Annotated in this window: 18 protein-coding genes; 16 read left to right on the top strand and 2 right to left on the bottom strand. The window is 50.2% G+C overall.

From position 1 onward, the window contains the following. Positions 1-21: 21 nt before the first annotated feature. The 12 genes from EDC33_RS07880 (at position 22) to EDC33_RS07825 (ending at position 12,573) form a co-directional block, all read left to right on the top strand. The gene (locus EDC33_RS07880) at positions 22-978 is read left to right on the top strand and encodes an ABC transporter substrate-binding protein (protein ID WP_124010762.1); all 957 of its coding nucleotides are present in this window, start codon (positions 22-24) and stop codon (positions 976-978) included. Positions 979-997: 19 nt separating this feature from the next. Further along, positions 998-1,813, top strand: coding sequence for an ABC transporter ATP-binding protein (locus EDC33_RS07875; RefSeq protein WP_094906294.1), 816 nt, complete (start codon positions 998-1,000; stop codon positions 1,811-1,813). Then, on the top strand, positions 1,803-2,774 hold the full coding sequence (locus tag EDC33_RS07870) for a FecCD family ABC transporter permease (protein ID WP_124010761.1): 972 nt from the start codon (positions 1,803-1,805) through the stop codon (positions 2,772-2,774). Before EDC33_RS07875 ends, EDC33_RS07870 begins: the two co-directional genes overlap by 11 nt. After that, positions 2,767-3,759, top strand: coding sequence for a FecCD family ABC transporter permease (locus tag EDC33_RS07865; RefSeq protein WP_124010760.1), 993 nt, complete (start codon positions 2,767-2,769; stop codon positions 3,757-3,759). Before EDC33_RS07870 ends, EDC33_RS07865 begins: the two co-directional genes overlap by 8 nt. 58 nt (positions 3,760-3,817) lie before the next feature. Further along, entirely contained in the window at positions 3,818-4,096 is a 279-nt protein-coding gene (locus EDC33_RS07860; protein WP_124010759.1) for a YciI family protein, read from the top strand. A gap of 81 nt (positions 4,097-4,177) precedes the next feature. Continuing rightward, complete coding sequence (locus EDC33_RS07855) at positions 4,178-4,855, top strand: response regulator transcription factor (protein WP_124010758.1); 678 nt, start codon at positions 4,178-4,180, stop codon at positions 4,853-4,855. A gap of 5 nt (positions 4,856-4,860) precedes the next feature. After that, positions 4,861-5,853 (top strand): sensor histidine kinase, encoded by a 993-nt coding sequence (locus tag EDC33_RS07850; protein WP_124010757.1) that lies wholly within the window; start codon positions 4,861-4,863, stop codon positions 5,851-5,853. 102 nt (positions 5,854-5,955) lie between these two features. After that, the gene (locus EDC33_RS07845) at positions 5,956-6,717 is read left to right on the top strand and encodes an ABC transporter ATP-binding protein (protein WP_188358197.1); all 762 of its coding nucleotides are present in this window, start codon (positions 5,956-5,958) and stop codon (positions 6,715-6,717) included. Beyond that, positions 6,707-8,635 carry an FtsX-like permease family protein gene (locus EDC33_RS07840; protein ID WP_124010756.1) on the top strand — a complete coding sequence of 643 codons (1,929 nt, stop codon included), beginning with the start codon at positions 6,707-6,709 and terminating at the stop codon, positions 8,633-8,635. The genes EDC33_RS07845 and EDC33_RS07840 overlap by 11 nt, the downstream gene beginning before the upstream one ends. 328 nt (positions 8,636-8,963) lie before the next feature. Next, positions 8,964-10,805, top strand: a complete 1,842-nt coding sequence (locus tag EDC33_RS07835; RefSeq protein WP_124010755.1) for an anthrax toxin lethal factor-related metalloendopeptidase — start codon at positions 8,964-8,966, stop codon at positions 10,803-10,805. A 95-nt stretch (positions 10,806-10,900) separates the two neighbouring features. Beyond that, complete coding sequence (locus EDC33_RS07830) at positions 10,901-11,809, top strand: AEC family transporter (protein WP_346255833.1); 909 nt, start codon at positions 10,901-10,903, stop codon at positions 11,807-11,809. A 530-nt stretch (positions 11,810-12,339) separates the two neighbouring features. Continuing rightward, positions 12,340-12,573 carry a hypothetical protein gene (locus EDC33_RS07825; protein ID WP_124010933.1) on the top strand — a complete coding sequence of 78 codons (234 nt, stop codon included), beginning with the start codon at positions 12,340-12,342 and terminating at the stop codon, positions 12,571-12,573. A 71-nt stretch (positions 12,574-12,644) separates the two neighbouring features. Here the strand turns inward: EDC33_RS07825 and EDC33_RS07820 are convergent, their stop codons facing one another. Together EDC33_RS07820 and EDC33_RS07815 are read right to left on the bottom strand one after the other, a co-directional pair. Then, the gene (locus EDC33_RS07820; protein WP_124010754.1) at positions 12,645-14,243 is read right to left on the bottom strand and encodes a M20/M25/M40 family metallo-hydrolase; all 1,599 of its coding nucleotides are present in this window, start codon (positions 14,241-14,243) and stop codon (positions 12,645-12,647) included. A 33-nt stretch (positions 14,244-14,276) separates the two neighbouring features. After that, positions 14,277-15,443 (bottom strand): aminotransferase class I/II-fold pyridoxal phosphate-dependent enzyme, encoded by a 1,167-nt coding sequence (locus EDC33_RS07815; protein WP_124010753.1) that lies wholly within the window; start codon positions 15,441-15,443, stop codon positions 14,277-14,279. A 198-nt stretch (positions 15,444-15,641) separates the two neighbouring features. Between EDC33_RS07815 and EDC33_RS07810 the strand changes: the two genes are divergently transcribed. The 4 genes from EDC33_RS07810 to EDC33_RS07795 are packed head-to-tail and all read left to right on the top strand — an operon-like array spanning position 15,642 to position 18,820. After that, on the top strand, positions 15,642-16,685 hold the full coding sequence (locus EDC33_RS07810) for a DctP family TRAP transporter solute-binding subunit (protein WP_229716705.1): 1,044 nt from the start codon (positions 15,642-15,644) through the stop codon (positions 16,683-16,685). Between the two features lie 30 nt (positions 16,686-16,715). Then, positions 16,716-17,192, top strand: coding sequence for a TRAP transporter small permease (locus EDC33_RS07805; protein WP_040106057.1), 477 nt, complete (start codon positions 16,716-16,718; stop codon positions 17,190-17,192). Next, positions 17,189-18,472: a TRAP transporter large permease gene (locus EDC33_RS07800; RefSeq protein WP_188358195.1), complete on the top strand. Its 1,284-nt coding sequence runs from the start codon at positions 17,189-17,191 to the stop codon at positions 18,470-18,472. Before EDC33_RS07805 ends, EDC33_RS07800 begins: the two co-directional genes overlap by 4 nt. A gap of 12 nt (positions 18,473-18,484) precedes the next feature. Further along, positions 18,485-18,820 carry a cupin domain-containing protein gene (locus tag EDC33_RS07795; protein WP_124010751.1) on the top strand — a complete coding sequence of 112 codons (336 nt, stop codon included), beginning with the start codon at positions 18,485-18,487 and terminating at the stop codon, positions 18,818-18,820. The last annotated feature ends 33 nt before the right edge of the window (positions 18,821-18,853 follow it).

Below are 18,853 nucleotides of genomic sequence, written 5' to 3'. Positions count from 1 at the left end.
AATTTAAAATGGGGTAGGGAAATGAAGAAATTCATCAGTTTATTCGCACTGCTTATGGTACTGGTTCTTGCGGCATGCGGCAATTCAGAAGAATCATCGGAAGAGGCTACGGACGAATCTGCAGCTGGGGAAGCAGGGGGCGGCTCCAATGAATCCGGAGAAATGGTTACATATACTACGGATGCAGGAGAAGAGATTGAGATCCCTGAAGACCCCCAGCGCATCGTCATCCTCGGGATGAGCTATTTCGGGAATCTGATGCATATGGATGCCAACGTTGTCGGCGCACATGCGAGGGTGACGGAAAGCGAAGTGCTCGAGCCATACACTGAGGGTATCGAGCTGATTGAAGAGGGAAATATTGAACAAGTGATGAACGTTGACCCGGATTTGATAATTACCTTTAATTCCGACGAAAATTTAGATAAACTGGAAGCGGTAGCTCCTACAATTCCAATCGATTATGCCAAGTGGAACTATCTTGACATCCACAGGGAGCTCGGCAAGATTACAGGCAATGAAGAGAAGGCGGAAGAGTGGATCGAGAACTGGGAAGCAGAACTTGAAGAGGACCGCGAAGTGGTCCAGGAAGCAATCGGTGAAGACACAACCGCAAGCGTCATAGAACAGTTCGCCAAAGACATATATGTATATGGTACAAACTGGGGCCGCGGCACCGAAATCATCTATCAGGGACTGGATGTAAAAGTGCCTGAAGCCGTCCAGGACGAAGTCGTCGAAGCCGGCTGGAAGAAGATTTCCGCTGAGGAGATAGAGAAATATGCGGGCGACTACATGTTCGTCGGCACAGGCGATTCCGGTGCGGACAATGCCTACAAGGACACGGAAGTATGGAACGGCCTCGACGCTGTACAGAATGACAATGTCATCGAATTCGATTCCCCGACATTCTACTATAACGACCCTTATTCATTGGAATATCAGAAGGAGATCATTGTAGACGCATTGACGAAATAAAAATAGGCAGGTGTCATGGATGACGAGTGTAATGCTGAAAGATATAAAAGTCGAACTGAATGAGCGCACGATCCTCAACCGCATCAATATGGAACTGGTGGAGGGCAAGGTGACGACCATCATCGGCCCGAACGGCTGCGGCAAGTCGACGATGCTGAAGACGATTTCGAGAATCATCTCAGCCAAGGAGGGCGGTGTCTATATCAACGATATGGACATCCGTCAGATGAAGTCGAAGGATGTCGCCAAAAAGGTCGGCATACTCTCCCAGAAGAACCGTCTCCAGTATGATGTCAAAGTGCGCGACCTGGTGAGCTTCAGCCGGTATCCCCATCTGAAACGGTTCCAGAGCCTGAAACCGGATGATTACAAGATCATCGATTGGGCACTCAAGGAGACCGGCGCCATCGAGTTCAGCGAACGCATGATGAGTGAACTCTCGGGTGGTCAGGCACAGCGCGTATGGATCAGCCTGCTCCTCGCGCAGGGGGCAGACGTCCTGCTGCTCGACGAACCGACGACATATCTCGACATCCACCACCAGCTTGAGACACTTAACATCGTCAAACGGCTGAATGAACAGACGAAGCAGACGGTCGTGATGGTGCTGCATGACATCAACCACGCAATAAAATATTCCGATCACCTCATCATCATGGATCAGGGTGAAATCATAGAAAGTGGCCATCCGACCGATGTGCTGACAAATGACATCCTGAACAATGTATTCAACATCAATGGAAAAATCACCATCGATCCGCTGACAGGCAAACCGATTCTTGCAGATTACGATCTGTTCTGCCAGACAGTCAAAGAGGTCCAGCATGGATCGTAAATGGTATCCTTTGCCCATCGTAGCGATGGGCATTCTTTTGTCTTTTGTGGCAGCGATGATGTTCGGAACGAATACATACACGCTCCAGCAGGTGCTTGAGGTGATCTTCAGCCTGGACATGACGGATCAGGCCCATCAGATCCTGTACGAAATCCGGATGCCCCGTGTGCTCGGCGCACTTCTCGCCGGTTTCATGATCAGCATATCGGGTCTCGTCCTCCAGTCCGTCACGCACAATGACCTGAGTGAGCCGAGCATACTCGGCATCAATGCCGGGGCCAACCTGGCGATCATCGTCGGGGCACTGCTGCTGCCTACACTGCCATTCATCGGGGTGATGGGCATCGGTTTCATCGGTGGCATGCTGGTCGGGCTGGTGATCCTTTCAATGACCCGCTACCGTTCCCCGATGCACCTGATCCTGGCCGGCGCTGGAATCAGCCTCCTGCTTTATGCGGTGACGGATTTTCTGGTGATCACATTCGGCCTGGGCCAGTATGTTGCGTTCTTCACGGCAGGCGGTGCTGCCGGACAGTCGATGTCGAACATCGTCCTGGTCTTTCCGATTGCCCTGGTGCTCGTCACGGTACTGCTCTTTTTGGCGAAAGAGCTTGATATCCTTCTGTTCGGGGACGAAATGGCGGTTTCGCTCGGCCAGAATCAGACACTCTATCGCGGAGTGACGCTGGTTCTTGCCATCATGCTTGCAAGCATGGCCGTCGCCATGGTGGGTAACGTGGTGTTCCTGGGATTGCTTGTGCCCCACATCGTCAAAATGCTTTTCGGCAATATGCACCGGTTCACCATCATCTATACCGGGATGCTCGGAGCGATGATATTCGCCCTGTCCGACATGTTCGCCAGAGTGTTCAATGAAACACCTGTCAACGCCATCATTGCGGTGATTGGCCTGCCTTTCTTCATCTATATCATCAAGAAGCGGGGGCGGAAATATGCGTAACAGTATGAAATTCATCATCATCATCGCCCTGCTCATCGCAATCGTAGTCACTCATCTGCTTACGGGAACCTTCAGTCTGGCTCCTGGCGACCTGATAGATCTGCTGATCAATCAGGCAGGGGAGGATGTGCGGCTCGTACTGTTCGAGTTCAGGATGCCGCGCATCATCGTCACCCTGGTCTGTGGCGCCGCCCTTGCACTGAGCGGTCTCATACTGCAGGTCATCTCGAAGAATCCACTTGCCGATCCAGGCATCATCGGTGTCAATGCCGGCAGCGGATTCGGCGTGGTCCTCTTCATCATGTTCGTCAGCGGGTCTATGAGCCAGCACCTGTATGCACTGCCTCTGATGAGCTTCATCGGGGGCTTGGCGACGGTACTCATCATCTTCTTCCTGTCATTCATGGGCGGGACGTTCAAAAGCAACATATTCATCCTCATCGGTATTGCTACGGCGATGGGAGTGACTGGATTCGTCTATGTATTCACGTCCATGTTCGACGAAACCCAGATGGAGATGCTGAACCGTTATTTCGCCGGTAACATATGGGGGGATACATGGCCGTTCGTCTTCATATCGGTGCCGTATATCCTGATCATCGCGGCTTTTGTCTTCTTCCGCATCAGGGAGATGGGGATGCTGAACCTGGATGATGAAATGCTGATCGGATTTGGCATGAATGTGAACAAGGAAAAGATCATTCTGATCATCCTGTCTGCGATGCTCTCGAGCCTTGCGGTGAGCGTATGTGGTGCCATAAGCTTCATCGGTCTGATTGCACCGCACATCTCAAGGCTCCTGTTCGGTCAGAATATGAAGGTCCTGTTCTTCTCTTCCCTGCTGATCGGCGGGGTGCTCCTCACAGGAGCGGATCTTGTCGGCAAGCTTCTCCTTGCCCCGATGATCATCCCGACGGGCATCGTAGTGGCACTGATCGGCGGCCCCTATTTCCTGAGGCTGCTCCTGAAAGCCAAACAGATATAGAAGAAAACTGAGATATAATGGTAATATATAGGAAAGAATATTTGGAAAGAGGGATGGAATGAAATATTTTGCAGCATTGGCACCAATGAAGGATGCACAGAAAAGTAAGGAATACCGTCAGCAGCACCTCGACTTCCTGAAGGATCAGAGGGAAGCCGGGAATGTTTTCATGTATGGAAGGTTTGCCGATGGCGCCGGCGGGCTCGTCATCTATCGGGGAGAATCACTTGAAGCGGTAGAAGCCCTCGTCAGACAGGATCCATATGTGACAAGCGGCGCCCGTCATTATGAGGTCCATGAGTGGGACATGCAGACGGACTACACGATACAGTCATAGAAAACGATGCAAAATATCCAGTTTCCTCTATAATGGGAACTGGATATTTATTTTTCTCAAAAGAAATCGGGGGAAGCCATAATGTCGAAAATATTCATTGTTGAAGACGACATGACGCTTTATGACGAATTGAAATCACGCCTTGAGGAATGGAATCACACGGTCACGGGGGTGTCCGATTTCGGCAATGTCGTGCATGACTTCATCCAGTCTGAGCCGGACCTGGTCATCATCGATATTACGCTGCCGAAATATGACGGGTTCTACTGGTGCAGGCGGATCCGCGATATATCGAGCGTGCCGATCATCTTCCTGTCTTCACGGGATCATCCGTCGGATATGGTGATGAGCATGCAGATGGGCAGCGACGACTATATACAGAAACCCTTCAACTTCGAAGTACTGGTGGCGAAGGTCCAGGCGCTCCTGAGACGTGCCTACCAGTACAGGCAGCAGGAGGTTGATGTGGTCGGATTCCGTGACGCGGTGTTTGACTTCAAAAAGCTCACGGTCTCGAGGGAGGGGACTGTCCTTGACCTTACCAAAAACGAATCCTTCATCCTCTCCATACTCATCGGAAGCAGGAATCAGGTGGTTCCAAGGGAGACGCTTATCGAACAGTTGTGGGATGATGCGAAGTTCATCAGTGATAATACGCTGACCGTCAATATCAACCGCATACGCAAAAAGCTCGAGGAGATGGGTCTTGAGGATGCCATTATTACAAAAACCGGAATAGGCTATATGCTGAAGGAGTGAGACTGATGTATCTGAAGCAGCACCTGCCCTGGTGGCTCCTGTTCCTCCTTTTCAATGGAATGATCCTCCTGCTTGGGCTTCTGGATGCGTCCATCCCGGATCTTTCCGTCCTCTATATCGTCGCCATCAATAGTGTGCTCCTCGTCATTTTCGTGGCATGGCAGTATACGAGGGGGATGCAGTATAAGAGGGAACTGCTTTCCCTGGAGAAAGTGGAGGACATCGACACACTGCCCCTGCCCGTCACGGCCGAGCAGCAGGCCATCCATGAGCGTCTGATCAGGGTGAAGCGCTCGCATGACGAGCGGCTGGACGCGGAGTCTGGCCGAACGAAGGAAAGCCTGGACGGCCTTACCCGCTGGATCCATGACATGAAGATGCCTATGACGACGATGAATCTGCTGATCGACGATCTGGAAGGCCGGGAGAAGGCGAAGCTTGCCAATGAATGGCAGCGGCTTGATGGCATGCTGAATGAGATGCTGTATATGAAGCGCCTGCCGAACATCCGGAATGACCTCTATTTCGAAAGCGTTGAAATTGAACCGCTTGTAAGGCGGAGCATCCAGAAGGTCAGACGCCTGTGCATGGAGAAGGGGGTCGGCTTTGATATCGACCTGGCAGTACAAGAAGTGGAGACGGATGTCAAATGGCTCACGTTCATCCTTGACCAGATCATTACAAACAGTGTCAAATATACGGATGATGATGATGTGCGCATCAGCAGCGCCATGGAAGATGGGCGGCTTGTCCTCACTGTCACCGACCATGGCAGGGGAATTCGGAGTGAGGACCTCCCCCGGATATTCGAAGCAGGCTTTACATCGACCAGCGATCATGAGGATGCACAGGCAACCGGCATGGGGCTGTACCTTGCACAGGAAGCTGCAGCGGCCATGAATATGAAAATTGAAGTGGATTCCGAATATGGGGAAGGCACACGGGTCGTAATCATTTTTCCGGGGCAGAATACTTTCCATAGAGTGAAGACCATGTGACGAAAATGTCACATGGTCTTCTGTTTCTGTCATGTAAATCGAACGATTGTCCGACAGGATACATATAGAATATAAGTATGATAAAAAACAGATGGAGGCGTCATTATGATACTGGAAGCAAAGGACATCAAAAAGTCCTATGGCAACAGATTCAACCGGACAGAAGTACTGAAAGGGATTGATATGAATATCGAAAAGGGTGAATTCGTATCCATCATGGGGGCATCAGGGTCCGGGAAGACAACCCTGCTCAATGTACTGAGCTCAATCGATCGTGTGAGCAGCGGCCATATACAGATTGAAGGCGCGGATATTACCCAAATGAAGGACAAGCAGCTTGCGCACTTCAGAAAGAATGATCTCGGGTTCATCTTCCAGGAATACAACCTGCTTGATACACTGACTGTGAAGGAGAATATCCTGCTTCCGCTGTCCATTCGGAATATGAAGAAGGATGAGGTGGACCGTCAGTTCGAACGGGTGGCCGGGGAACTCGGCATCCATGAACTGAGTGGAAAGTATCCGAATGAAATATCCGGCGGCCAGCAGCAGCGTACCAGCGCCGCCCGGGCATTCATACATCAGCCGAAAATCATTTTTGCCGATGAGCCGACAGGGGCATTGGACTCGAAGTCGGCTAGCAATCTTCTTAAGAAACTCCAGCAGATGAATGTGGCAAGCCGGTCCACCATCATGATGGTGACACACGACGCGACTGCTGCAAGCTACTCGGGCAGGGTGATCTTCCTGAAGGATGGACTGGTATATTCGACGCTGCGTCGGGGCGGGCGTCCCCAGGAGGAATTCTATAAGGAAATCATGAATACACAGAGCGTGCTGGGCGGTGTCGGCGTTGAATCTTAACCGCATCATCCTGAAGAATTTCTTCAGGAACATCAAAAACTATGGATTGTATATCTTCGCGCTCATTTTCAGCGTTTCCCTGTACTTTTCTTTCGTCCTTATGTCGAAGGACGAGAGTGCCGCCGAGGAATTGTCTTCAGGCACGATGATGTCTACCGGCTTTATAGTCGGTTCAGTCCTGTTGATCGTCATCATCGTCACGTTCGTAATGTTCGCAAATACGATTTTCCTGAAGCGGAGGAACCAAGAACTGGCGCTCTTCCAGCTCATCGGACTCAACCGGGGCAGAGTGTTCAGGATACTGGTGCTGGAGAATGCCATCATCTACTTCGGCAGCCTGATGGTGGGCATCCTTTTCGGGTTCCTGCTGTCGAGGATGCTGATGATGATCCTGCTCAGGATCATGCAGGTCGAACTTTCCGTCGGACTCAACTTTTCAATGGCGGCAGTGGGCAAGACGGCGCTGCTGTTCATCGGCATATTCATTCTGCTGATGATCCAGAATTTCATTTTCCTGAAGCGGACAAGACTGCTGCAGATGATGACGATGAACCGTACAAGCGAATCGGATACAAGGCGTCTCGGTGCAGGTACAGTGCTGATGGGCATCCTTGGCCTCGTTATGGTTGCAGTCGGCTATTATTTCTCTACACAGCTGATGGAAAATATCACGCTCATCTTTCTGCTTGTATTCGGTGTACTGGGGCTGACGATCATCGGGACATATATCACTTTCAAGTTTTCAGTTGCCTTCGTGCTGAACATGATCAGAAAATCGAAGAAGGGACACGTGAATGTGACGGATGTCCTCTCCCTGACGAGAATCATGTTCAAGATGAAGTCCAATGCATTCCTGCTGACACTGATCGTCGTCATCAGTGCCCTCAGCATCGGCCTCATGTCGCTGTCCTATATCACCTACTACTCTACAGAGAAGATGGTCGAAAACACGATGCCGCATGATTACGTGTTCCATGAAGAGGAAGCGCTGGAATTCTATGAAGACCTCCTCGATGAGGAAGGAGTGGATTACGAAAGCATCCAAATGCCGGCGGTCGACTACGAGGCAAAGACGGAAGGTGCAATCAGCGCTGATCTCGAGGCACTGGATTTTAACGGTTCGACTCTGTATGTGAATGTTGTGAGTGAGGCGCATTTTGGTTCAGTCGCACTCGGTCCCAATGAAACCATCATCACCGGCACGCCGAGTGTCATGCAGACCTTCATAAACTATACATTGCATGCACCCATGACATTCGTCTCGGGTGACTACGAACGCTCCCTTGAACTCGTTGACATACAGGAGGCGGCGGTTCTCCCGAGCATGGTTTCCTACGGTTCACCTACAGCCATTGTCGATGAAACGGTTTATCAGGAGCTCTCCGAGCATCAGTCCGAAGAGGTGCAGGAGCAGGGCGTCAAGATGTTGCATGCCATCGATATCACTGAAGGCGACAGCATGGATATATTGAACATGATGGATCATGAGGAAAACCCGCTCTTCGAATCGAAAATACAGCAGCAAACGGGTCAGCTCCAGGCTTCTGGCATGACAATGTTCGTCATTGCTTTTGTCGGCTTCGCCTTTCTCGTGACATCAGGATGCATCCTCTATTTCAAGCAGGTCGGCGAAAGCGAGGATGAAAAGGGGAGCTACAATGTACTCAGGAAACTCGGCTTTTCGGAACGTGAAATCATCAGGGGGCTATCGTTCAAAATGATCATCACCTTCGGGGTGCCACTGCTGATCGGCCTGCTGCATGCCTATTTCGCAGTGAACGCCGGATGGTTCCTTTTTGGCACTGAAATGTGGACGCCGATGCTGATTGTGATGGGTGTATATGCACTTTTCTATTCCCTTTTTGCACTGCTGTCACTGGTCCACTACAAGAAAGTCGTGAGGGAAAGTCTGACCTAGATACTGCTGAAGGTGTGGCCATTCTGCATTCATATGACGGATGGTCATTTTTATTTTTCAGGAGTCTGTTTAGACACTATGGGGTGAATCATCATCATCGTTTCTTCAGAAATGTGTCTGAAAATCCATTGTGATGTGTAGTGAAGGGAAGACAGTCTACTAGAGTCAATTGTGAAAGATTCTGGAAGATTGTCTTCTTTTGGTTGCCTTTAAACGGGTTTGGCACTATAGTGTAGAATAACATCAAATGAGGATAAACTTCGTGTCTAAACATCCGATTTAAGGGAAGAGAAATACCAGGTAACATATGCGAAGGTAGGGGAAGAATATGAAACAGAAAACCCTCACAGGAATTGTGATGGCTCTTGGACTCATGTTAATGTTTACTGGATTTGCGTCCCAGCAGGCATCTGCTGCCAGCCCGAGTCTACAGAATATGGTCGAAGTCAGGGACAATGACGGAAGCTATGATGCAAATGAAGCCCAGGCGATGATCAACCGGCTCGCAAGGGTCGATGAACGGATCCTGGCACATACGAACCGCGCAGGCGTCAGAATCATACTTATGGATCAGCCGCTCACGGAGCTGCCGGAATTCGAATATCTATCGGGTGTGACACCGAGAGGCTGGGAAGGCACAGGACGCACCTGGGATGATGTCCCGGGCGCCGGCGGTTATACGACTGCCGCACGGATCGGATACAGCAATCCCGGGAACTCACACTCGACAATCAATCTCGAGCTCCACGAATACGGCCATGCCGTGGACAGCTATGCAGCAGGATTCACAGTAAGTGAGTCGCAGGCATTCAGGGATATCATGGCGCAGGAGAAGGACAACCTTTTCCGTGACCATCAGGTGCCGGGCTACTTCAATACTCCGGGTGAATATTTCGCAGAAACATTTGCGATGTATTATCTGGGCGGCAATGCAGGCGCCCGTCTGGCCGAGCGTGCTCCACAGACTTATCAATTCATGGAGACGTTCCACAACAGGCTGGTGACCGTTCAGGGTGTCACAGGCAATACTGTGGAAATTTCATGGGATGCACTTGAAGGTGCAGCATACTATGAAATATACCGTGATGATCAGCTGATCGATACGACGCAGGCAGCGAACTACCAGGACAGAGGACTCGATACTTCAACGACATACAAATATCATGTCCGGGCAATGGACCAGAATGACAGGCCATTGCTGAATTCCTATTTCAGGACCGCCACGACGACGAATGTAAGCGATGCGCCTGAAGTGGATACGTCAGGACTGGAACAGACGGTCAATGAGGCAGAACAGGTGCCGGTCGCCTCCAGGACGCCAGAACTGCAATCTGCACTTGAGAATGCCAATGCACTGCTGAATGACAATCAGGCTACGCAGGACCAGCTGGATGAAGCGCGTTCGGCGCTGTCTACAGCTTTGCAGAATAATGAAGAACCGGAAGTTGCAGAAGAAAGTACTGAAGAGGCAACGGAAGAAGAGAGCACAGAACCTTCATCAGAAGCAACCTCCGAACAAAGTTCTGAGGAAGCAACGGGAGAAGAGAGCACAGAACCTTCCGCTGAGGAAAGCACAGAAGAGCTGACTGGCGAACCAAGCCAGGAAGAAAGCGCCGAGCCTTCATCAGAAGCAGTCTCAGAGCAGAGTGCTGAGGAAGCAACGGGAGAAGAGAGTACAGAACCTTCCACTGAGGAAAGCACAGAAGAACTGACTGGCGAACCAAGCCAGGAAGAAAGCGCCGAGCCTTCATCAGAAGCAACCTCAGAGCAGAGTACTGAGGAAGTAACGGGAGAAGAGAGTACAGAACCTTCCGCTGAGGAAAGTACAGAAGAATTGACTGGCGAACCAAGCCAGGAAGAAAGTGCCGAACCTTCATCCGAGGCAACTTCAGAGCAGAGTGCTGAAGAAGAAACGACAGAATCGAATGCTGAATCCTCCAATGAGGAAAGTGAAGATACTGAAGAAGCAACAGAAGAAGAGACGGAAGACAGCGAAGCATCCACTGAGGAGACAGCAGAGGATGAGACCAGTGAAGAAGCGGTCGATACTGCACAGGAGAGCGAGCAGACTGAATCAGGCGGTTCGAATATCGGGCTGATCATCGGGGCAGTCGTCCTCTTCCTGCTCGGCATCATTGCAGCAATCGTGCTCTTCCTAAGAAGAAGCTAGTTTTGAATATTGAAGTCAGGCATCTGCCTGGCTTCTTTTTGATGCCATAATAATCTATGATGGAAAGAGGCTGAAAATACGAAAGGAAGGTGAAGATGATGCAACTTGTGATGATTGTACTCCCGGTTTTTCTTATATTCGCTACAGGATATATAGCCCAGAAACTGCTTCACATGGATATAAAATCAATCTCCGCATTATCGTTATACATACTGCTGCCGCTGCTGACCTTCGATACATTCTACAGCAACGCAATCACGGTCGACTATCTGTATCTGTTCATATTCTCCCTGGTCATTACAGCCATTCTTGCTGGAGTGACCGTAGCCATAGGTCTTTTCATGAGGTCGGGGAAGGAGGACATTTCGGCGATGCTGCTCGGTACCCTGTTTCCGAACAGCGGCAACTATGGTTCCCCCGTCGTGCTGTTTGCAATCGGGGCGACTGCATTCGACTACGCCATAGTCCTGATGGTGCTGCACGGTTTCATCATCAGTACGGTCGGCATATTCATCGCCTCCTTCGGCAATGGGGCAACGATATCTGCCAAGGAAGCACTCGCAAGCATCTTCAGGATTCCGGTCATATATGGCGCACTGGCGGGTGTCCTACTGCAGCTTGGCAACATTACAATCGATGACAAGCTGATGGAGATCATACAGATGACAGGCAATGCGGCGATTCCAGTCGTCATGCTGATCCTCGGAATGCAGCTTGCACAGATTACGAAAGAGAAGTTTGAAGTGAAGGATATTACAACTGTCGTTGTCGTCCGTATGCTCATTTCACCCATAGTGGCAGCAATCCTCGTCCTCTTCATGCCGGTGGATGAGACGATGAAACTGGTATTCATCATACTGAACGCCATGCCTGTTGCCGCCAACTCGACCATGCTTGCAGTGCAGTTCAATGTAAAGCCCAACCTCGTTTCCTTCTCTACATTGGTGACCACATTGATCAGCCTGATTACAATACCCATATGCCTCATCCTGCTCGGCATTTAAAAATCAAAGGGATAAATTTCTGAATTTTTACTTGACTCTTTGCCACCAGCTTCTAAAACGTAGGCAATGTATACTGTCTAAACTTCAGAATATCCACGGAGGTGAAAACAATTTGATGACCAAAACGAATATCGCTTATCAAATTATAAATCACCTTCGCAAAGGCATCGTATCGGGAAATGCAAAAAGGGAGGCCCTGATGGAAAACGCTTGTCCCACGAACTTGGATTCAGCCGCAGACCGGTCAGGGATGCACTTGGGGAGGTTTATGCCGGAAATTTTCTAAAGGAGCATTCTAAGGGACCCAAAAGGCTGAAGAGAATGGTCTCGTGGTCATTTCAAATGGCATCCAAAGCTTGAAGGAGCAACTTGAATTGGCAGGTATCGTATATGAGGCAACCTCGGGCACACAATACACCGATACTTAAAGAGGTGGTCAAGGATGACATCGTGTCCGCGGAATTTGAAGGGAAGGGGGCTCGCTCCTGACGTATACAGGAAATACGGCGACATAACAGCTTGTGGCAGTGATGAACAGGATGGACATCTCACACAACCTCGACCTGTACAAGTCGATGGATGCGAAAAAGAACCTGATGAAGGTGATGATGGAAGGACCTGTACAGATCGACCGTCTGTCATTGACGCTGGGCTACCCAGGCGTCTACTCCAGCTTCCTGCTGTTTGTTGAACTTTCAGGAAAAGGATATGGTGTCGATGCAAGGGGCATTCACAACAGAGAAGCAGAACGCATGATCAGGTGAAGATATGGGATATAGAAAACAGGCGATCGAGTTCATCTCGATCGCCTGTTTTTACGCGTGGGTGTTTATTTCTAGTGGTCGATGCAGTGCTTTACTACAGCCTCCAGCAATTTCGGTGTAATTTCAAAAGCACTCTTCTTGTGGAGCCGTTCGGTGAGCTTGTGCGGATCCTTGCCGAACGGGCCGATGTTGATGAGCGGTGCCTGGAGCTTCTGCATGGACTCGAATGGGATCGAGTATGTCCTGCCCCATACAGGCGTGTTGTCCTGATACGTTTCCCAACCGTCATCATGCTTGTCATAAGTGACGTAGCTGAGGTCCGAGATGCCGTTGAAATAATGGATCTCCTTTGGTTCGATGCCATAATCCTTGCCGAGGAAATCATTTGTCAGTGCCGAAATGCTTCTGACGAGGGAATCTTCTGAAGCATTGACTGCAGGATAGTATGGCGGCGCAAAGAGTGTGACGACGAGCGGTACAAGCTCTTTGCAGTAGGTGATCATGCGGTTCGCGATGTGCGTAGACTTTTCACGGTCATCCAGGTCGTCCCGGCCGATGTAGTCGGAAATGATGTCATCGACCTTTTCCTGGCCGAACTTTTTGACGAGGTATGCATGCAGATCCTGATAGGACATCGTGCGGATCCTGCCGACCGGCGGTATGTTTTCCCGCTGGCAGATTTCTTCATACTGCTTCTGGCACTGGTTCATCGTCTGCTCAACCAGGTAATGGTATTTGCTGAAGATATCTTCGGCATTCTGCTGCATCGTGAATACGTTGTATAGCACAGCAACGTGGTTTGATGTCTGGGCGGAATAGTCTTCCTTCATATCGTAATATTTCAGTGAAACCGGCAGTGGCGTCTTCTCACCGTATTCCTCCTCAGAGAAAATGTCCGTGAATTCCATCTGCTGGTTCAGGAATGACGCCATATAGTGGGCGTTGAGGCCCCGTAACGGTTCACCCACATGTGTTTCCACACCATAGAAGAGGGCCGAGGGCATGATTTTTCCAATGGATCCAGAATAGAAGTAGTAGTTCGGGTCGTCAGGATACTGGGTGAAGCTCGGTTCACTGTTGAGGAACAGCGAGTAGTCCAGTCCATGTTCATCTGAGATGGACTCCAACTGGTCCACAGCGGCACGCATGCCGGCGGAGTCCACTTCCTCATCGGGTACGGTCATGAGCAGGAGGTTGATCGGCCAGTCCTCTGCAGCAGCCTTCTCGATCAGATGCATATGCAGGGCGATGCCCATCTTCATGTCCATCGTGCCGCGGCCGTATAAGTATTCACCAGAGAGGGCGTCCTTTCTATTATCCGGTGAAAAGTCATCCGCAATTTCCTTGAAGCGGTTGCCGAGTTCACGCGGCGTGAACGCAAGGTGGCTCTTGGAGCCGAACTCCTTTGTATGTACAGTATCGAAATGACTCATCAGAACAATTGTCTTTTTGGCGTCATCATGCCTGCAGAGGGCAGTGAGTGCATTCCGCTCCCTGCCGGCATCGTGCAATGCGATATGGTCTGGGTGCGCCTTATAGTAGTCGAGTTTCGACAGTTCATCTTTCAGCTTGAAGGGAAAGTGCAGTTCCCCTTCGGTACCTGTACGGCTGTCCCATGATACCAGCTGGCATATTAGATCTTCGAGCTGCTGCTGTGTGTTCCAGAACATCGATGGTCCTCCCTTATTGATTAGGATCTCTATCTATACTTGACTTTTCCGGTGTTTCTCAAGGAAATGCTCCATGCGGCGCATCCCCTCTTCCAGGTTCTCCATGGAACTGGCGTACGAAATTCTTATATGGTTTCTGCCTTCTTTGGAAAATGTAGACCCGGGTACAACGGCGACATGCTCTTCCGACAACAGTCTTTCAGCAAATGTGAGGTCATCGAGTCCAGTCCTCTCTACACTTGGGAAGATATAGAAAGCACCGGTGGGTGTCTCGCATTCCAATCCCATATCGTTCAACTTCTTATGAATGAAGTCCCTGCGTTTGATATATCTCTCGTTCATTTCTCCCGGAAAGCTTCTCGTGTTGTCGAGGGCTTCGATTGCAGCATGCTGGCTGGGGAGGGAAGCGCAGATGGAGTTGTTCAGATGGACTCTGAGCACATACTTCATGAAGTCCGCCGGCCCAAGCACAAAACCGAGACGCCAGCCCGTCATGGCATGGGATTTCGACAGGCCATGAATAATGAACAGTCGGTCACGCAGAGCATCGAAGGCACCAAAGGAGACATGTTTTCCAGCAAAAGTGTTTTCACTGTATATTTCATCGGATATGACGAATATGCTCTCCTCTGCAAGCATGGTTGTGATCTCCCCCGTTTCCTCATGTGAAAGGGAGACGCCTGTCGGGTTTGATGGATGATTGAATATTATCGCCTTCGTGCGTTCTGTAATCAGTTTTTTGATTTCAGGTGCCTCAGGCTTGAAATTCGTACCGGAAATGTCCAGGTGGACAGGTACACCACCATTCAATCTGATCAATGCCTCATAGCCGGAATATGAGGGGGAGGGGAGTATGACTTCGTCCCCACGCTCGAGGATCGTCCTCAGCACAGAATCCAGTGCTTCACTGGCTCCGTTGGTAACAATAATTTCATCTTCAGGTGCATATTTGAAGCCGTATGTTTCCATGAAAAAGTTTGAAACGCTGCGTCTCAGCTGTGGCAGTCCTGCATTATGGGAATATCCTGTTCTATTTTCACGTATGGCAGCCATGCCGGCTTCCTTGATGTTTTCTGGTGTCGGAAAATCCGGCTGTCCGATGGTGAGATTCACCCCATCTTCATATTCAGCAACCCTGTTGGCGAATACCCGTATGCCGGGCACTTCGAGTTTCTCTGCTATTGTGTTCATCTTCAGCATGCAAGCCCTCCTTTATTGTTCAACTGCATATAGCGCTAATTATAGTTTTATAAGGGTATGAACGCAACCTCTGCATATATATGAATATAATTTATAATAATACAATAATATTAATAAATATTGACACCTTATAACTATTGGTTTAATATTTTGTATACATTATGCAAAAAAACGCATTTTAATGAGGAGAGGGAAATGATGAAGAAATTTTCAGGTTTAGTTGCTGCAGTAGGCATGTCGTTCGTATTGACTGCATGTGGAGGATCGGGTGAGGAAGGTGAGTCGTCAGGGGAGTCATCCGGCAGTGCGGAGAACACTGAGACGGTGACGCTGCAGTTGGGTCATGCGTTGTCACCGGGAACACCTGCTGCCGACAAGATTGATGAAATGGCGGAGACGGTGGCAGAAGAGACGGAAGGGCGCGTGGAATTCGATATCTACCCGGACAGCCAGCTGGGATCCGAAACGGAAATGCTTGAACAGATCCAAGTGGGTTCCATGCAGGCAGGAGCCATCATGATCGGTTCCATGCAGACGCTTGATATGAAGATGGCCATCGAAGATCTTCCATATATGTGGAAGGACGTCGAGCATGCACGTGAAGCATATAAGGGTGAATTCGGTGAACAGCTCGCAGATATCATCTCCGAACAGGGGCTGACCCAGATCGGATACCTTGAGTGGGGGCCGAGGCATGTCACCAATAATGAAAAGCCGATTGTCGAGCCGGAAGACCTTGAAGGTGTGAATATCCGTGTAGCGGAAACGGCACTCAGGGTTGATGCATTCGAACAGGTGGGCGCATTGCCGACGGTCATGGCTTTCAGTGAAGTATACGGTGCCCTTCAGCAGGGTGCACTGGATGCACAGGAGAATCCGCTGTCAGTCATCAATGCAGCAAAATTCTATGAAGTCCAGGATTATCTCTCATTGACGGGCCACTTCTACAACACTGTAATGATGGTGGTCGAAACGGATACTTGGGATCAGATTTCAGAAGAGGACCAGCAGCTCATAAAGGATGAAGCGTCCAGCATTTCAGAAGAGGTTGCCGAAATGAATGACACGAAAGAAGAGGAATACCTCACTGAACTCGAAGAGAACGGCATGCAGATCAATGATGATGTAAATACCGAAGCATTCAGGGAAGCGATGCTCCCTGTTTATGACCAATGGGAAGAGGAAGTCTTCGGCGAAGAACTTATGAATGTATACAGAGAAGCATCCGGATGGGAAGAATAGGAATCCATCCGACAAAGGGGCGTAAATGAAATGGGACTTACAAGAATTCTTGTCAAAGTACTGACATGGATGTGCATCATTACAATCACATTACTTACATTCATCGTCCTGCTCCAGGTCATCACCAGGTTCTTCGACTATTCGATGCCGGGCACAGAGGAGTTGTCCAGACTGTTCATCGTCTGGCTGACCTTCCTCGGCAGCAGTCTGGCCATCTATGAGAAGATGCACCTGGCGGTGAACTATTTCGTCAATAAGTTCAAGAAAAGGCAGCGCAAGGTGCTTTACATCCTGGTCAACGTTCTGATCATCATATTCTATGCGGTGCTGACATACTACGGATTCATGCTGTCGATGAGTGCGATGTCGCAGACGACCTCGACATTGCAGATGCCGGTTGGCATTTCCTATCTGGCGATTCCGGTAAGCGGACTCTTTTCAATCTATTTCATCGCAATCAACCTGACGGGCTCTGCGACTGAAGAGGAAGGGGGGACGGCATCATGATGATCGTACTCATACTGCTCATATTCTTTGCGCTCCTCTTCATCGGCATGCCCATCGCCTATGTCATCGGACTGGTATCGATTGCCATGCTGCTGTTTGGCGGCGTGTCCCTTGAAATCGTCATCCAGAGGATGTTTGCAGGCGTCGACAGCTTCTCCTATCTTGCCCTGCCGCTGTTCATATTGGCAGGCAACATCATGGGCAAAGGTGGATTGACCAGGCGGCTGATGGCACTATCCAGTGCAATCGTCGGGCGGTTCACAGGCGGCACGGCAATCACCACTGTCGTGACGACGGCACTGTTCGGTGCGGTGTCCGGTTCGACGGTCGCTACGACCTATGCGGTCGGTTCGGTGCTTGTGCCACGTCTTCAGGAAGAGAAATACAGCAATTCATTCATCGCAAGCATCATCGGCCCTGCAGGGGTGCTCGGACTCATCATCCCGCCAAGCATTACGATGGTCATACTTGGCATTACGGCGAACATTTCAATCGGGGACCTGTTCATAGCGGGGGTCATCCCTGGTATATTGCTGACGGTGGCCCTGTCGGTATATGTTGCCGTCATCGCGAGGAAGAAGGGTTATGGTGAGATTTCGGTCGAGACGCCGAAGGGCAAGGCGTTCTGGAAGATTGCGTGGCAGGCATTCTTTCCGCTGCTTACGCCGATATTCATCCTCGGGAGCATATTCAGCGGCTTCGCCACAGCGACGGAAGCGGCCGTCATTGCGGTTGCCTATGGATTCATCCTTGCTCTTGTATACAGGGAGCTCAATTTCAGGACATATAGGGAAATCATGGTTTCCTCCGCCGTCACATCTGCGACGATCCTCATCATCATCTCGGCGGCCAATGCATTTACATATGTATTGACGGCGAACAGGATACCGGTCATGATTTCGAACTTCTTTCTGGAGTATGCTACTTCCCCATGGATGTTCCTGATCATCGTGTCGATCATTCTGCTGATTCTCGGGACTTTGACGGAAGTGACATCACTGATCGTCCTCCTGAGTCCGATATTCATGCCGATCGCCACCCAGTACGGCATCGATCCTGTGCACTTCGGGATGGTACTGATCATGAACTTTGCGCTTGCGAACATCACACCGCCTGTCGGCCTGTCACTGATTGCAGGGTGCAGCATCACGGACAGGAAGATGGGAATAGAAGAGACGCTGCCCTACATCCTTCATGTATTGGCCATCGTGGGAGTGATGGTGGCAATCATCATCTTCTTCCCGCCACTTTCAACATTCCTGCCCGGACTATTCAAGTAGAGGAGGGCAATCATGATATTGAAACCAAAAACTGCAGAACACTACACGGACCTGCACGGTGGAAGGGGCAACGTCACCATATCCAAGCATCTGGGTGCGCATGATGTGAACGGACTTGACCTTTTTGCGAAAGTGGTGGTCGAAAAGGGTGGCAGCATCGGCTATCACGAGCATCTGGAGGATTCGGAAGGCTACTATATCCTGAGTGGCCAAGCCGACTTCATCGATGCGGATGGTACACACAAATCTGTTGTTCCTGGCGACCTCTGCCTGATTACCAGGGGCCAATCCCATGGCATTGTCAACACGGGCGAAGGGGCTCTCGAATTCCTTGCGGTAGTATTCTAAGGAGACGAAAATAAGAACCGGCACACTGCCATG

This window comes from Salinicoccus roseus (assembly GCF_003814515.1).
Taxonomy (GTDB): domain Bacteria; phylum Bacillota; class Bacilli; order Staphylococcales; family Salinicoccaceae; genus Salinicoccus; species Salinicoccus roseus.
The sequence above is the reverse complement of the archived record's forward strand: the minus strand, read 5'-3'. Positions and strand labels throughout refer to the sequence as shown.

What these genes read in the sequence shown, in the direction of transcription:
- EDC33_RS07880 (WP_124010762.1), top strand. Translation starts at nt 22, where the DNA reads ATGAAGAAATTCATCAGTTTATTCGCACTGCTTATGGTACTGGTTCTT.
- EDC33_RS07875 (WP_094906294.1), top strand. Translation starts at nt 998, where the DNA reads ATGACGAGTGTAATGCTGAAAGATATAAAAGTCGAACTGAATGAGCGC.
- EDC33_RS07870 (WP_124010761.1), top strand. Translation starts at nt 1,803, where the DNA reads ATGGATCGTAAATGGTATCCTTTGCCCATCGTAGCGATGGGCATTCTT.
- EDC33_RS07865 (WP_124010760.1), top strand. Translation starts at nt 2,767, where the DNA reads ATGCGTAACAGTATGAAATTCATCATCATCATCGCCCTGCTCATCGCA.
- EDC33_RS07860 (WP_124010759.1), top strand. Translation starts at nt 3,818, where the DNA reads ATGAAATATTTTGCAGCATTGGCACCAATGAAGGATGCACAGAAAAGT.
- EDC33_RS07855 (WP_124010758.1), top strand. Translation starts at nt 4,178, where the DNA reads ATGTCGAAAATATTCATTGTTGAAGACGACATGACGCTTTATGACGAA.
- EDC33_RS07850 (WP_124010757.1), top strand. Translation starts at nt 4,861, where the DNA reads ATGTATCTGAAGCAGCACCTGCCCTGGTGGCTCCTGTTCCTCCTTTTC.
- EDC33_RS07835 (WP_124010755.1), top strand. Translation starts at nt 8,964, where the DNA reads ATGAAACAGAAAACCCTCACAGGAATTGTGATGGCTCTTGGACTCATG.
- EDC33_RS07830 (WP_346255833.1), top strand. Translation starts at nt 10,901, where the DNA reads ATGATGCAACTTGTGATGATTGTACTCCCGGTTTTTCTTATATTCGCT.
- EDC33_RS07825 (WP_124010933.1), top strand. Translation starts at nt 12,340, where the DNA reads ATGAACAGGATGGACATCTCACACAACCTCGACCTGTACAAGTCGATG.
- EDC33_RS07820 (WP_124010754.1), bottom strand. Translation starts at nt 14,243, where the DNA reads ATGTTCTGGAACACACAGCAGCAGCTCGAAGATCTAATATGCCAGCTG.
- EDC33_RS07815 (WP_124010753.1), bottom strand. Translation starts at nt 15,443, where the DNA reads ATGCTGAAGATGAACACAATAGCAGAGAAACTCGAAGTGCCCGGCATA.
- EDC33_RS07810 (WP_229716705.1), top strand. Translation starts at nt 15,642, where the DNA reads ATGAAGAAATTTTCAGGTTTAGTTGCTGCAGTAGGCATGTCGTTCGTA.
- EDC33_RS07805 (WP_040106057.1), top strand. Translation starts at nt 16,716, where the DNA reads ATGGGACTTACAAGAATTCTTGTCAAAGTACTGACATGGATGTGCATC.
- EDC33_RS07800 (WP_188358195.1), top strand. Translation starts at nt 17,189, where the DNA reads ATGATGATCGTACTCATACTGCTCATATTCTTTGCGCTCCTCTTCATC.
- EDC33_RS07795 (WP_124010751.1), top strand. Translation starts at nt 18,485, where the DNA reads ATGATATTGAAACCAAAAACTGCAGAACACTACACGGACCTGCACGGT.